Origin of the sequence: Streptomyces sp. NBC_00094 (assembly GCF_026343125.1) — a bacterium.
Taxonomy (GTDB): Bacteria; Actinomycetota; Actinomycetes; order Streptomycetales; family Streptomycetaceae; genus Streptomyces.
Map to the genome: position 1 here is coordinate 3,921,184 of NZ_JAPEMB010000001.1, position 14,085 is coordinate 3,935,268.

The window sequence follows — 14,085 nt, forward strand, 5'->3', positions numbered from 1 at the left end:
CCATGCAGACCCTGAAGCTGGTCGCGGTGTCCGCCGGACTCGGCGCACCCTCCTCCACCCGACTGCTCGCCGACCGGCTGCTCCAGGCGACCCGGTACCGGCTGGCCGAGCAGGAGTACGCCGTCGACGTCCAGGTCGTCGAACTGCGCGACCTGGCCCTCGACATAGCGAAGAACTTCGTCACCGGCTTCCCCTCGGAGAAGCTCCAGGACGCGATCGACGCGGTGACCGGCGCGGACGGGGTCATCGCGGTGACCCCGGTCTTCACGGCCTCGTACAGCGGTCTGTTCAAGTCGTTCTTCGACCTGATCGACCCGGTCGCCCTGACCGGCACCCCGGTCCTCATCGGGGCGACCGGCGGCACCGCCCGCCACTCGCTCGTCCTGGACCACGCCCTGCGCCCGCTCTTCGCCTACCTGCGGGCCCACACGATCCCGACCGCCGTCTACGCGGCCTCGGAGGACTGGGGCTCCGGCGGCGACGAGTGGACGGACGGACTGCCGTCCCGGATCACCCGGGCGGGCCGTGAACTGGCGGACACGGTCGCCGCCCGGCCGTCCCGGCGGGCCGACGAGGACGACATCGTCCCCTTCGAGAAGCAGCTGGCCGACCTGCGCCTGGATTGAGCCCTTTGTACGGTTGTGGGGGAACAGCCCCGACAACGTAACGGAGGTCGGCGATGGCCGGCGGCAGGATCGTGGTGGGTGTGGACGGATCGGCGGCTTCTCTGAGGGCGCTGAAGTGGGCGGCCGCGCAGGCCGCCCTCACCGGGGGCTCCCTCCAGGCGGTGATCAGCTGGGAGTACCCGGCTTCCTGGGCGACGCTGATGCCGGGCGTACCGCCGGAGTTCGACCCCGAGCGGCTCGCCAAGCAGATCCTGGACGAGTCCCTGGACAAGGCGCTCGACCCGAAGGCCGCCGCCGCGGCCACCCGTACGGTGGTCGGCGGCAACGCCCCGCAGGCCCTGCTCGACGCGGCGAAGGGCGCGGCCCTCCTGGTCGTCGGCGACCGCGGCCACAGCGGCTTCAAGGCGGCGGTCCTGGGCTCGGTCTCGGCCCACGTCACCCAGCACTCGCCCTGCCCCGTCGTCGTCGTCCGCGGAGAGTGAACACCATGGACATCAAGCTGGAGCTGATCGGCGTCCCCGTCACCGACATCGACCGGGCCAAGACCTTCTACGAGCGGGTGGGGTTCCACGCCGACCACGACATCCCGGTCGGCGACGACATCCGCTTCGTCCAGATGACCCCGCCCGGCTCGGCCTGCTCGATCGCCTTCGGCAAGGGCATCACCGCGATGGCCCCGGGCTCCCTCGACAACATGCAGGTCGTCGTCACGGACATCGAGGAGGCCCACGCCGACCTCACCGCCCGCGGGATCGAGGTCAGCGGGATCGACGACCAGCCCTGGGGCTCCTTCGTCTACTTCGCCGACCCCGACGGCAACCGCTGGGCGGTCCAGCAGACCACCCCGCGCACGGCCTCCTGAAAGGGTCCCCCTCCGGGGGAGGCAGACGGTTGCACAGCCGCATGTACGCGCGGCTGTGCAACCCCGCGTCTACTTCCGGTTGTACAGCCGCATCGTGACCCAGCCGAAGACCAGCACGAACACCGCCGACCAGCCCAGCGTCCACGCGATGTCCGCGCCCGGCCACCGGCCCGCCATCAACTCGCGTACCGCCGTCGCCAGATGGGTCACCGGGTTGTTGTTCACGAAGGCCTGGAGCCAGCCCGGCATCGTCCGCGGGTCGACGAAGACGTTGGAGAGGAAGGTCAGCGGGAAGATCACCATCATCGAGACGCCCATGACGGACTTCTCGCTGCGCAGCAGCAGGCCGAACATCGTCCAGATCCACGAGAACGCGAACGAGAACACCAGCAGCAGCGCGACGCCGAGCAGGATGCCGACGATCCCGCCGTCCGGCCGGTAGCCGATGATCACGCCGACCGTGAGCATGACCGCCGAGGCGATCAGATAGCGGACGACGTCGCCGAGGAGATAGCCGACCATCGGCGCGGGCCGCCAGATCGGCAGGGTCCGGAAGCGGTCGAAGACGCCCTTCTCGATGTCGGTGTTGACCGAGACGCCCGTGTACATCGTGATCATCACGACGCTCATCACGAGGATGCCCGGCAGCAGGAACTGGATGTACTCGTCGACCGAGCCGGCCAGCGCGCCCCCGAAGAGGTACGTGTACATCAGCACCATCATGATCGGGAACGCCGTCACGTCGAACAGCTGCTCCGGCACGTGCTTGATCTTCAGCATGGCCCGCCAGCCGAAGGTCAGCGAAGCGGAGAGCGCGCTGGGGCGCGGCGGGCGGGACCGGCCCACGAAGAGCGCCGCGAGGTCGTCCGCCTTCGGCGCGACGAAGTCGAGGGCCTCGGTCGACTGCGGGTCCTTTCCGGTGGTGACGGTGGTCATGCCGTCGTTCCCTTCCGGTCGGTGAGGGCGAGGAAGACCTCGTCGAGGCTGGGCTGCCCGAGCGCGAAGTTGTCGACCGTGATCCCGGACCTGGCGAGCTCGGCGAGGGCGCGCGCGGCCTGTTCGGAGGCGCCCAGGTCCGTCCCGTGGCCGTTGACGGTGGCGGTGAGCGCGACCGGGTCGGGGTCGAGCTGGACGGTGGCGTTCAGGGCGCCCCGGAGGACGCGCTCGGCCTCCGGGCGCTGCTCGGGGTCCCGGAGGCGTACGTGCACCGAGCCCGAGCCGACGGAGGCCTTCAGCTCGCCCTTCGTACCCTCCGCGATGACCTTGCCGTGGTCGATGACGGCGATACGGGACGCGAGCTGGTCGGCCTCGTCGAGGTACTGGGTGGTGAGGAGCACGGTGGTGCCCTGGGAGACGACCGCGCGGACGATGTCCCAGACCTGGTTGCGGCTGCGCGGGTCGAGGCCGGTCGTCGGTTCGTCGAGGAAGAGCAGGTCGGGGGTGTTGAGGATGGACGCGGCGATGTCGATACGGCGCCGCATACCGCCCGAGTAGTTCTTGACCTGCTTGTCGGCGGCCTCCGCGAGCCCGAACGCGGCGAGCAGCTGCGCGGAGCGTTCGCGGGCGGCGGGGCGGGTGTGGCCGAGCAGCCGGCCGAGCAGGACCAGGTTCTCGGTGCCGGTCAGGTCCTCGTCGACGGAGGCGTACTGGCCGGTGAGGCTGACCCGGCCCCGTACGGCGTCGGCGTCCTTGACGACGTCCTTGCCGAAGACGCTGGCCCGGCCGCCGTCGGGGCGGAGGAGGGTCGCGAGCAGTTTGACGGCGGTGGTCTTGCCGGCGCCGTTGGGTCCGAGGACGCCGTAGACGGTGCCGGCGGGGACGCGCAGGTCGATGCCGTCGACGGCGCGGTTCGTCCCGAAGACCTTGACCAGGCCCTCGGTCTCGATGGCGAGGTCGGTCATGCCGTTCCTCCGGGCTATCGGAAAGAGAGCGCTTCTCCCAGTCTCCGTCGGCCCGCTGCTTCTCGCCACGGCGGACGAGTCCGGACCGACGGCCGTGCGGACGAGCGCCGCTCCCCCGCACGGCGGAGGCGGACCCTTCCCCGGGGCGACGCCGGGCCCCCGGGCCCGGCGGGACGCTGGACGCATGATGAAGATCAAGGCCCTGCCGGACGTGCCCCGTTGGGCCGTCCTCGCCGCCCACGCCGTCCCTCTCGTCACCCTCCCGTCCGGACTGTGGCGCCTCGCACTCGTCGCCGGGCTCCCGGTCACGCAGGACGCCGAGCTCGGGACGATGGGCTTCGGAGTGTCCGTGTACGTCGTCTCGCTCAGCGTCGTCTCCGAGCTGCTCGCCTTCCTCACCCTGGGGCTCGTCCGCTCCTGGGGCGAGGTCTTCCCCCGGTGGATGCCCTTCCTGGGCGGGCGCCGGGTGAACCCGACCGCCGCGACGGGCGCCGCCTTCGCCGGGGTGGCGGGGCTGTGCGCGATCGCCGGGTGGGGCGTGTACGCCTCGGTCGCGGACCTCGGACCCGGCATCCCCGCCTCCCCGGCGCAGAACGCCCTGCTGATCGCCTGCTACGCGCCCCTGGTGGCCTGGCCGGTGCTCGTCGCCGCCGTGGCGGCCTCGTACCACCGGCGCAGGACCGGGACCCGACGCTCGGGGCGTCAGTACGGCGCGGGGCGGCCCGCGGCGTCCTCGTGGGTGTAGTAGAGGTAGAACGCGCCGGCGGTGACGCTCCCCCCGACGATCAGGCCGAGGACCGTCGCCGACAGGATGCTCACGTCGGACAGGCTGTAGAGGAAGCCGACCGCGATGCCCGCGAGGCCGCCCCAGGCCGCGGCGTGGAGCTCGCGCGGCAGGGCGCGGCGGACGCGGTGGAGCCCGTACACGGCCCCGGCGAGCACGATCGCCGAGATCAGTCCGAGCCAGAACAGTCCCCAGGTGACGGGGGCGCCGGACTTCTCGATGAACGCCGCGTAGAAGCCGTAGATCACACCGAGCGTGGCCGGGAGTGCCCAGCCGAGGGTGCTGCTGCCGGTCGCCCGGCGCGAGGCCGGTACCGCTGCGTGTGCGGCCATGGCTGGAGCTCCTTCGTCTCTCGCCCCCCTGGTTCCCGCACCCTCCAGGGCACACCCGCGCCCGGCGCCCCGCAAGTGGATCAGACGCCCTCGGGCACCGCGGGCCGTACGGCGACGGCGACGGCGACGATCTCGAAGAGCAGGCCCGGCAGGGCGAGCGCGGCGACCCCGCCGGGGTCCGCGCGGGCAGCACGCGCACGGCGGACCCCCGCGCGCGTGCGTCAGGCCCTTTCGGCGGCGAGCGCCGCGAGGCGGGCGAGCGCCGCGTCGAGCACCGCCCTGGGCGGCGAGGCGAGGCCCACCCGGATCGCGTCCGGGGCCGTGCCCGGCCCCACCGCGAAGGCGCTGCCGGGGGTGACGGCCACACCCGCGCGTTCGGCGGCGGCCGCCGCGAAGGTCTCCGCCCGCCAGGGCGCGGGCAGCTCCCACCAGCAGTAGTAGGCGTGCGGGGACGTCCGGACCGCGCCCCAGGGCCCGCCGCCGGACCCGCCCCCCGCCTCGCCCCCCGCCTCGTGCCCCGCCTCGTGCCCGGCCTCGTGCCCGCCGAGGTGGAGCCGGACCAGGGCGTGCCGGGCCACCGTGTCGGCGCGCTTGGCCGCGACGACCTCGGCGACGGTGCCGTCCCCGGCCCACCGCGTGGCCGCGGCGAGCGCGAGCCCGCCCGCCGTCCAGGCCCCGGAGCGCAGCGCCTCCGCCACGGCCGTACGCAGCCGCCCGGGCACGACGAGATAGCCGACGGTCAGCCCGGGGGCGAGCCGCTTGGAGAGGCTGTCCACGAGCAGGACCCGCTCGGGGGCGTACGCGGCGAGCGGCGCGGGCACGGCGAGCGGCCCCGCCGGCGGTACCGCAAGCGGCACGGCACCCGGCCCGACGCCCGGCATGGCACCCCGCCCAGCGCCCGCCACGGCGCCCGGCCCGGCATCCGGCCCCCGCCCCTCCCCCACGAGGAACGCCCAGGTCGTGTCCTCCACCGCCATCAGGTCCAGGCCGCGCAGCAGCTCGGCCAGTTCGGCCCGTCGCGCCGCTCCCATGGTCGTGGAGAGCGGGTTGTGCAGGGTCGGCTGGAGGTAGACCGCGGCCAGCGGCGTCGCCCGGTGGGCCGCCGCGAGGGCCTCCGGACGGACCCCCTCCGCGTCGAGGGCGAGCGGCACCAGCCGGATGCCGAGCCGCTCGGCGACCGCCTTGACCAGCGGATACGTGAGCGCCTCGACGCCCAGCCGGCCGCCGGGCGGCACCAGCGCGGAGAGCGCGGCGGCGATGGCCTGGCGGCCGTTCCCCGCGAAGAGGACGCTCGAAGGGTCCGGTGCCCAGCCGGGCCTGGCGAGCACGGACACCGCCGCGTCACGGGCCTGCGGGGTGCCCGTCGCGGCGGCCGGGCCCGAGACCGCCTCGGCCAGCACGTCGGGCCGGGCGAGCGCCGCGAGCGCGCGGGCCATCAGCTCCGACTGTCCCTCCACGACCGGGTAGTTGAGCTGGAGGTCGACGGGCGCGTCCCCGGTGGGCTCGGCGAGCGCGGACCCGGGCAGCGGCGGCGCGGCCCGGACGAAGGTGCCGCGCCCGACCTCCCCGACGACCAGGCCGCGCCGGGCGAGCTCCCCGTAGACGCGGATGGCCGTCGAGTTCGCGATCCGGTGGCGGCGGGCGAAGACCCGCTGCGGCGGCAGCCGGTCACCGGGCCGCAGCCGCCCGTCGCGGACGGCCGCCTCGACCCGGTCCGCGATCCTCCGGTACTCCTCCACGGCGACCCCTCCCCCTTATTGCACCGAGAGCAAAGATCTCATTGCACCGAGCAGTTGGCCACACCTAGCCTCCGACCATGGACTTCGCAGAGATGACCGATGGCGTCCCGCTCGCCTACGAGGACCGGGGCTCCGGCCCCGTGCTCCTCCTCGTCCACGGCCACCCCTTCGACCACACCATGTGGCGGCCGCAGATCGACCGCTTCTCGCTCACGCACCGGGTGATCGCCCCCGACCTGCGCGGTTACGGCATCACCCCGCTCGGTCCGCGCCCCGACGTCACCGGCCTCGGCGACTTCGCCGAGGACCTCGTCGGCCTCCTCGACGGCCTGAGGATCCGGGAGTGCGTCGTCGCCGGCCTCTCCATGGGCGGCCAGATCGCCATGGAGCTGCACCGCCGCCACCCGGAGCGCGTCCGGGGCCTCGTCCTCGCCGACACCTTCCCCGCCGCCGAGACCGAGGAGGGCAAGGCCGCGCGGAACGCCATGGCCGACCGGCTGCTCGACGAGGGGATGCGCGGGTACGCCGACGAGGTCCTGGACCGGATGGTCGCCCCGTACAACACCCATGCCGCGCCGCACGTCCACCGCATGATGTGCGCGACCGACCCGGCCGGTGCCGCCGCCGCTCTGCGCGGCCGGGCCGAGCGGCCGGACTACCGCGCGTCGCTCACCACCGTCGCCGTGCCCGCGCTCGTCGTGGTCGGCCGGGACGACACGTACACGCCGGTCAGGGACGCGGAGGAGATGCACGCGCTGCTCCCCCACTCCATGCTCGCCGTGATCGAGCGGGCCGCGCACCTGCCCAACCTCGAACGGCCCGAGGAGTTCGACTCCGTACTGGACTCGTACCTCCGGCTCCTGCCTCGCTCACTCGTTCGGCCCAGCTGAAAGTTCGGAATCGTACGAACACTCCGACGATGGGGTCATGAGCCAGAACACCGCACCCCGCAAGTCCAGCACCTCCGGAGCCTGGGCCACCGGCGGCACCCTCTTCGCCGGTGTCCTGATGCTGGTCACCGGATTCATGGACGTCTTCCAGGGCATCGCCGGCATCGCCGAGGACGACGTCTACTCCCGGGTCGGCGACTACGTCTTCAAGTTCGACCTCACCACCTGGGGCTGGATCCACCTGATCCTCGGCGTCATCCTCGCCGTCGCCGGCTTCGGCATCCTCAAGGGCGCCGAGTGGGGTCGGGTCGCCGGCATCGCGCTGGCCTCCCTCAACGTCCTCTTCCAGTTCCTCTTCCTGCCCTACCAGCCGTGGTGGGCGCTGTTCTCCATGGCCATCTCGATCTTCGTGATCTGGGCGCTGGCCACGGACGACGCCTACGGTCCCAGCGAGAAGTACTGAGGCGGCCGCCCATGAGAGCGCACCTGCGACGACGCACCACGGGAATCGCCCTCGCCGCCTCCGTCCTCCTCACCGTCACCGTCACCGGCTGCGACGCGGCGAAGGAAGCGGCCGGCGACATCGTCTCCTCCGCCACGGCCGCCGCCGCGTCGGCCGCCGAGGAGAAGATGAACGAGGTCAAGGACGGGGTGAACGCCACCGGCGACGTGAACGCCGGCGCGACGAGCACCGACGGGGACCGCACGGTCGCCGAGATCACCGCGACCAACCCGCTGGACAAGACCGCCGACTACACGGTGATGGTCACCTTCAAAGACGCGGACGGGAACTTCCTCGACTCGGTCGTCCTGAACATCGACGGCGTCGAGGCGGGGAAGTCCAAGTCCGGTACGGCCCGCAGCAACCGGACGCTTTCCGGCGACACCAAGGCGGAGATCGCGCAGGCCCTGCGACACTGAGGGGCGTGGACCGAGCCCTCACCGTCGAGCCCGTGACGAACGACTCCCCGACGGCCCCCGAGCCGCCACCCCTCCGGCCCAGGCACCGCCTCACCGCCTGGGCCGCAGGGCTGCTCCTGGTCGTGCCGGCCCTGCTCGCCGGCTGCCGGACGCTCGACACGGACGGGGTCACGCCCGTACCGCAGCTGCTCTCCCTCCTGCCCTGGTTCACCGTGCCGGCCGGGCTCGCGGTGCTCCTCGCCGCCGTCGCCCGCCGCCGCGCCCTCACCTTCACGGCCGTCGTCGTCCTGGCCGCCGTCGGCTGGAGCTCCCTGCCCTACATGCCGCAGCTCGTCACCGCCTACGGCCTGCCCCTCACCCAGGTGCGGGTGCTCGCCGCCAACGTCGAGTTCGGCCAGGCCACCGGGGCGTTGACCGAGGCGATCCGGCGCGAGCGCCCCCAGCTGGTCTTCGTCTCCGAGTGCGACCGCGCCTGCGGACACGCCCTCACCACCGCGTTCGCCGCCGAACTCCCCCACCACGCCTCGGTCGACGCCGACGGCTCCGTCGGCTCCGTCCTGCTCAGCGCGTACCCGCTGACCGACGAGCGGGTGATCCCGGCGGTCATGGGCATGCCGGGCGCCACCGCCGAGATCGCCGGAGTTCCCGTACGCCTCCAACTCGCCCACCCGCTGCCGCCGATGCCGGACCAGGTGGACCTGTGGAAGCGGGAGCTCGGCCGGATCGCGAACGCCGCCCGGCACCGCACCGGCCCCCTCCTGGTCGCCGGAGACTTCAACGCCTCCCAGGACCACGCCGCCTTCCGCTCGATCCTGGACTCCGGGAACCTCCAGGACGCCGCCCGCCTCGCGGACGTGAGCCGGACCCCCACCTGGCCCATGGAAGGCCCCCTGCCGCCGTTCGTCCAGATCGACCACGTCCTGGTCACCGAGGACTTCAGCGTCCGGGGCATCCGCTTCCTCGACCTCGCGGGCTCCGACCACCGGGCCGTCCTCACCGATCTCGACCTGCGCGGCGGGCGCTGATCGGCCACGCTTGAAAGCATGGACAACGAGGAGATCCTGGACGACATCGGCGCCCTCGTCGAGGAGGAACGCGCCCTGAGGCAGCGCACGGGCGGCCTCCTCCCGGAGGAACGCGCCCGGCTCGCCGACCTCGAGGTACGCCTCGACCAGTGCTGGGACCTGCTGCGCCAGCGCCGGGCGAAGACCGAATTCGGCGAGGACCCGGACACGGCCACCCTCCGCCCGGCCTCCGAGGTCGAGTCCTACCGCAACTGACCCCCGGACCACGACCAAGGCGCCACGACGCGGCCACGGCCCGCACCAGGGGCGACGTAAGTTGGACGCATGCCACGCCCCGCCCGGCCCGCACGCCCTGTACGCCCCGTACGGCTCGCCCCGCCCAGCTGGCTCACCGCCGGGCTGCGGCCCGAGCCCACCCCCATCCCCTGGGCCGCCGTCGTCCGCGCCTCCGTCGCGCTCTCCGCGCCGCTCGCCGTCGGACTCGCCACCGGACAGGCCGCCTACGGGGCCCTCGTCTCCATGGGCGCGCTCTCCGCTGTCATCGGCGACACCGCCGACGCCTACCGGATGCGGGTCTTCAACATCGCCGTGCCGCAGCTCTTCGGCGCCCTCGGCGTCACCCTCGGCACCCTCGTCTTCGGGCACGGCTGGTACGCCGTCGCCGCGCTGACCCTCGTCGCGCTCGTCTCCGGGATGATCTCGTCGATCGGTGCCGTCGCCTCCGTGTCGGGGCTCCTGCTGCTCCTCAACTGCGTGGTCGGCGCGGGCCTCCCCATGCCGGGGCCCTGGTGGAAGGCGCCCCTGCTCCTCACCCTCGGCGGGCTCTTCGTCCTCGTCCTCACGCTCCTCGGCTGGCCCCTGCGCCGTGCCGCCCCCGAACGCGCCTCCGTCGCCGCCACCTACCGGGCGCTCGCCGACCTGTACGAGGCCACCGGCACGCCCGCGTACGACGAACAGCGGCAGGCCGTCACCGCCTCCCTGAACCAGTCCTACGACCTGGTCCTCTCCCGCCGCACCCGCCGGCACGGCCGTGCGCCCCACCTCGTCCGGCTGCTCTCCCAGCTCAACGTCCTCATCCCGCTCCTCGAAGCCGCGCCCGCCGCCCACCTCCGCGCCCGGCTCGTCGGCCCGCTGCCCGCCGCGATCCCGGCGGCCGTACGGGAGCTCGCCGACGCCGTCGAGGAGGGCCGCACCGGCACCCCCGTCCTGGACCTGCCCGCTCCCGAACGGCCCGCGGAGAGGGCCGTCGACCACGCCCTGCGCCACGCGGCGGCCGTCGTCCACAAGACCGACCCCGACCCTTACAACGTCGACGACCGGCTCGGCCGCCCCGCCGCGCTCCGCGTCCGGGCCCGCAGGGCCTCCCGCGCCGTCCTGCTCTCCGAGGCGTCCTGGCGGTACGGGCTGCGGCTCGCGCTCTGCATCGGCCTCGCCCAGGCCCTCGTCTCACTGATCGCCGTTCCCCGCTCGTACTGGGTCGCGCTCACCGTCACCTTCGTCATGAAGCCCGACTTCGGTTCGGTCTTCTCCCGGGCCGTGCTCCGCGCCCTCGGCACCGCCGCCGGACTCGTCCTCGCCGCCCTCGTCCTCGCCGAGGTCCCGCGCGGCTGGTGGGACGTGCCCGTGATGATGGTGCTCGCGGCCCTCATCCCGGCCTTCTCGGCGAAGGGGTACGCCTTCCAGACGGCGGCCATCACCCCGGTCATCCTGCTGCTCTCCGACACCCTCAACCAGCAGGGCTTCGACCTCGTCATGCCCCGCCTCTACGACTCGCTCATCGGCTGCGCGATCGCCCTGATCGCCGGCTACCTCCTCTGGCCGGAGTCCTGGCACACCCGCATCGGGGACCGGCTCGCGGACGCGGTCGCCGACACCGCCGCGTACGTGCGAAGCGCCTTCGCCCCCGGGACGGAGGACGGGCCGGCCGTCCGCCACCGGGCCCGCCGGAAGCTCTACCGGGACCTGTCGGCCGTCCGCTCCGAGTTCCAGCGCGCGCTGACCGAACCGCCGCCCACCGGCCCCCGCGCCGCCGCCTGGTGGCCGCTCGTCGTCGCCGTCGAGCGGATCGTCGACGCGACGACCGCGGCCCGGATCCGCGTCGCCCACGGCGCCCCGGACCCCGACCCGGCCGAGGTCGCGGCCGTCGAGCGGGAGTTGCGCGAACTCGCCGACGGACTGCGCTCCTCCGAGACCCTCGTGGAGGTCCGCGCGGAGCTCCCCGGCGACGAGAACGGAGTCCTCGCACCACTCCGCCAGGAGGTCCGCGCCGCCCGCGCCATCGCCGGTCCCGACCTGCGATAAACCTTCCGCGGGGGGCGTACGGGAGGACTTACCGGCGGTCACGGAACGGAACCTTCCCCACCGCCGTTACCGGAGGCCATCCGGGCGACTACGATGCGCTCGATCTCACCGTGATCCACCGTGATCCGCGCCCGCCGACGTCCCCACAACCAGACGGGCATACGGGCCACTTCGCCCTGCCTCACCCCCCGCGCCCCGAGGACTCCACCATGCGCACCACCCACAGCAGAGGGCTCCAGCCCAATGTCCTCGGCACCTTCGACACGATCGTGATGGCCGTCGCCGGCAGCGCGCCCGCCTACTCGCTCGCCGCGACCACCGCCGTCCTCTTCGGTGCCGTCGGCTACGCCGGACCCGCCGCCCTGCTCTACTGCGCGATACCCATGCTCGGCATCGTCCTCGCCTACGCCCGCCTCGGCCGGATCGACGTCAACGCCGGCGCCGGCTACTCCTGGGTGGGCCGCACCCTCCACCCCTTCCTCGGCTTCCTCTCCGGCTGGGCCCTCGTCTTCGCCGCCACCGTCTTCATGGTGGCCGGCTCGCTGCCCGCCGGTTCCCTCACGCTCTCCCTGATCGACCCGGACCTCGCCGACAACGCCCCGCTCGCCGCGACCGTCGGCGCCGGCTGGTTCCTGATGATGCTGCTCGTCGTCCTGGGCGGCGCCCGGCTCACCGTACGGGCGCAACTCGTCATGTCGGGCGTCGAGATGCTGATCCTCGTCGGCTTCGTCCTCGCCGCCGTCGCGCACCGCGGCCGCGCCACCGCCTTCGACTGGTCCTGGTTCGCCCTCGACCGGTTCGAAGGCCCCCAGGGCTTCGCCGCCGGCGCCCTCATCGCCGCCTTCTACTACTGGGGCTGGGACGTCACCAGCAACCTCAGCGAGGAGACCCGGAACAGCCGCCGCACGGCGGGGCTCGCCGCGCTCATCGGCGTCGGCTTCGTCTTCGTCCTCTTCGAGGCCTTCACCGTCGCCGTGAACGTCCTGCTCACCGCCGAGGAGATCCGCACCGCCGGACCCAACGTCCTCGCCGTCCTCGGCCAGGAGATCTGGCCCGGCGTCGGCGGCAAGCTCCTCGTCGTGGCCGTCGTCCTGTCCACCGTCGCCACCCTGGAGACCACCCTCCTCCAGGTCACCCGCTCGCTCTTCGCGATGGGCCGCGACCGGACCCTGCCCGCCGCGCTCGGCACCGTGCACCGCCGCTGGAACACCCCCTGGGTCGCCATCGCCACCGTCGGCGGCGCCGCCGCCCTCATGTTCGCCGCCGCCGCGGCCGCCCAGTCCGTGCAGCGGATCCTCAGCGACGCCGTCGCCGCCATCGGCCTCCAGATCGCCTTCTACTACGGCCTCGCCGGCATCGCCGCCGTCGTCGCGTACAAGTCGCTCCTGCTGCGCTCCGTACGCAACTTCGTCCTCGGCGGACTGTGGCCGCTGCTCGGCTCCGGGTTCATGCTCTGGTGCTTCGTCGAGTCCCTCGGCGAACTCTCCACGACCGCCCTCGCCATCGGCCTCGGCGGACTGCTCCTCGGCGTCGTCCCGCTGCTCGTGTACTGGCGCAAGGGCAGCGACTACTACCGCCCGGCCCGCCTCGACGCCGTCCGCGCGCTCGCCGCCGCCGAGGACTCCGGCCGGGCGACACCGCGCGCCCGCACGGGCAACCACGACAAGAGCTACGCCACCGACTTCTGACGGCAGCCGAACCGAAGGAGGCCCCCATGGCCGTACGCCGCCGCTCCGCGCGCCCGGCGCGAGCCGAGCGCTTCGCGCCCGACTTCGACCCGGACTTCGGCGACCGCGCCCTGACCGAGGCGCGCCACGACATCGTCATCGGCCGCTGGCAGGGCGTCCGGAACCTGATCGCCACCACCGGCGACGACTGGGCGCGCCGCACCCACCGGCTGCGGCTCCTCTCGCACGCCGCCGCCGGCAGCTCCACCGTCGAGACCTGGCGGGCCGCCGAGCCCGGCAACCCCGACGCCGCCGTCCTGCGGGCCGCGACCGAGGTCGTACGGGTCTTCGACGCGGCCATCGCGGCCGGCCGGGGCGCCACCGTCGAACGCGGCCGGATCGACGCCGCCGTCGACGCCTGCCGGGGCGCGGCCGAGGCGGCGCCCGACGACCCCATGCCGTGGGTGTCCCTGCTCTCGGTGGCCCGGCTGTACGAGGGCGGGGTGGCGCGCCGCGAACTGCGCCACTGGTTCGACGAGTTGCGGCGCCGCGACCCGTACAACACGGAGGGCCACATCCAGGTGCTGCGCTACTGGTCGGCGCGGTGGCACGGCACGCACGGCAGCATGTACGACTTCGCCCGCGACGCGGCGGGCGTGGCCCCGCCCGGCTCGGCGCTGCCGGTCCTGGTGCAGGTGGCCCGGGTCGAGGAGTACCGGTACATCGCGGACGGGGCGCTCGGCCGCGGTCCGGTGCGGGGCTTCGACCAGCACTGGAAGCACGAGCTGGCGGTGACGGAGCTGCGCCGCACCCACGCGCGGTGGATCGGCGGCCGGGACCCGGGCAGCCCGGTGGCGCCGGAGGAGGTCGGAGACCTCAACTTCCTGGCACACGCGGCCTGTTACGCGGGCCAGGTCGACATCGCCCGGGAGCTGCTCGGGATGCTCGGCGCGCGGGCCGCGTGGGTGCCGTGGGCGTACACGGGGGACCCGGAGGAGCAGTTCGTGCGGTTCAGGGAGGGCCTGGGGGTGGAGTAG

General features: G+C 73.5%; 16 protein-coding genes. 12 read left to right on the top strand and 4 right to left on the bottom strand.

The window, feature by feature from the left end:
* Positions 1-2: 2 nt before the first annotated feature.
* From OG580_RS17185 to OG580_RS17195, 3 genes are read left to right on the top strand one after another with little or no spacing between them, the layout of a single operon-like run.
* Positions 3-626 carry an FMN reductase gene (locus tag OG580_RS17185; protein ID WP_267044558.1) on the top strand — a complete coding sequence of 208 codons (624 nt, stop codon included), beginning with the start codon at positions 3-5 and terminating at the stop codon, positions 624-626.
* 53 nt (positions 627-679) lie between these two features.
* Positions 680-1,108 carry a universal stress protein gene (locus tag OG580_RS17190; protein ID WP_267044559.1) on the top strand — a complete coding sequence of 143 codons (429 nt, stop codon included), beginning with the start codon at positions 680-682 and terminating at the stop codon, positions 1,106-1,108.
* A 5-nt stretch (positions 1,109-1,113) separates the two neighbouring features.
* Positions 1,114-1,488, top strand: a complete 375-nt coding sequence (locus OG580_RS17195; RefSeq protein WP_267044560.1) for a VOC family protein — start codon at positions 1,114-1,116, stop codon at positions 1,486-1,488.
* Between the two features lie 69 nt (positions 1,489-1,557).
* Here OG580_RS17195 and OG580_RS17200 read toward each other — a convergent pair whose 3' ends face one another.
* Positions 1,558-2,424: an ABC transporter permease gene (locus OG580_RS17200; RefSeq protein WP_267044561.1), complete on the bottom strand. Its 867-nt coding sequence runs from the start codon at positions 2,422-2,424 to the stop codon at positions 1,558-1,560.
* Complete coding sequence (locus OG580_RS17205) at positions 2,421-3,389, bottom strand: ATP-binding cassette domain-containing protein (protein WP_267044562.1); 969 nt, start codon at positions 3,387-3,389, stop codon at positions 2,421-2,423. The genes OG580_RS17200 and OG580_RS17205 overlap by 4 nt, the downstream gene beginning before the upstream one ends.
* A 184-nt stretch (positions 3,390-3,573) precedes the next feature.
* Here OG580_RS17205 and OG580_RS17210 point away from each other — a divergent pair, with 184 nt between their 5' ends.
* Positions 3,574-4,134 carry a hypothetical protein gene (locus OG580_RS17210; protein ID WP_267044563.1) on the top strand — a complete coding sequence of 187 codons (561 nt, stop codon included), beginning with the start codon at positions 3,574-3,576 and terminating at the stop codon, positions 4,132-4,134.
* On the opposite strand, the gene OG580_RS17215 is transcribed toward OG580_RS17210, so the two are convergent.
* Both OG580_RS17215 and OG580_RS17220 read right to left on the bottom strand, forming a co-directional pair.
* Complete coding sequence (locus tag OG580_RS17215; protein ID WP_267044564.1) at positions 4,092-4,505, bottom strand: hypothetical protein; 414 nt, start codon at positions 4,503-4,505, stop codon at positions 4,092-4,094. The two genes, OG580_RS17210 and OG580_RS17215, sit on opposite strands and share 43 nt — an antisense overlap.
* A 221-nt stretch (positions 4,506-4,726) precedes the next feature.
* Positions 4,727-6,244: a PLP-dependent aminotransferase family protein gene (locus tag OG580_RS17220; RefSeq protein WP_267044565.1), complete on the bottom strand. Its 1,518-nt coding sequence runs from the start codon at positions 6,242-6,244 to the stop codon at positions 4,727-4,729.
* Positions 6,245-6,321: 77 nt separating this feature from the next.
* Between OG580_RS17220 and OG580_RS17225 the strand changes: the two genes are divergently transcribed.
* From OG580_RS17225 to OG580_RS17260, 8 genes are all read left to right on the top strand, one after another.
* Complete coding sequence (locus OG580_RS17225) at positions 6,322-7,134, top strand: alpha/beta fold hydrolase (protein ID WP_267044566.1); 813 nt, start codon at positions 6,322-6,324, stop codon at positions 7,132-7,134.
* Positions 7,135-7,171: 37 nt separating this feature from the next.
* The gene (locus OG580_RS17230; protein WP_267044567.1) at positions 7,172-7,597 is read left to right on the top strand and encodes a hypothetical protein; all 426 of its coding nucleotides are present in this window, start codon (positions 7,172-7,174) and stop codon (positions 7,595-7,597) included.
* 11 nt (positions 7,598-7,608) lie between these two features.
* Complete coding sequence (locus OG580_RS17235; protein WP_267044568.1) at positions 7,609-8,055, top strand: hypothetical protein; 447 nt, start codon at positions 7,609-7,611, stop codon at positions 8,053-8,055.
* A gap of 5 nt (positions 8,056-8,060) precedes the next feature.
* Positions 8,061-9,080, top strand: coding sequence for an endonuclease/exonuclease/phosphatase family protein (locus tag OG580_RS17240; protein WP_267044569.1), 1,020 nt, complete (start codon positions 8,061-8,063; stop codon positions 9,078-9,080).
* An 18-nt stretch (positions 9,081-9,098) separates the two neighbouring features.
* Positions 9,099-9,335 (top strand): DUF2630 family protein, encoded by a 237-nt coding sequence (locus tag OG580_RS17245; protein WP_267044570.1) that lies wholly within the window; start codon positions 9,099-9,101, stop codon positions 9,333-9,335.
* A 69-nt stretch (positions 9,336-9,404) separates the two neighbouring features.
* Positions 9,405-11,381: an FUSC family protein gene (locus tag OG580_RS17250; RefSeq protein WP_267044571.1), complete on the top strand. Its 1,977-nt coding sequence runs from the start codon at positions 9,405-9,407 to the stop codon at positions 11,379-11,381.
* Between the two features lie 209 nt (positions 11,382-11,590).
* A complete protein-coding gene (locus OG580_RS17255; RefSeq protein WP_267044572.1) occupies positions 11,591-13,069 on the top strand; it encodes an APC family permease in 1,479 nt (492 codons plus the stop codon).
* A 26-nt stretch (positions 13,070-13,095) separates the two neighbouring features.
* Positions 13,096-14,085: a hypothetical protein gene (locus tag OG580_RS17260; protein WP_267044573.1), complete on the top strand. Its 990-nt coding sequence runs from the start codon at positions 13,096-13,098 to the stop codon at positions 14,083-14,085.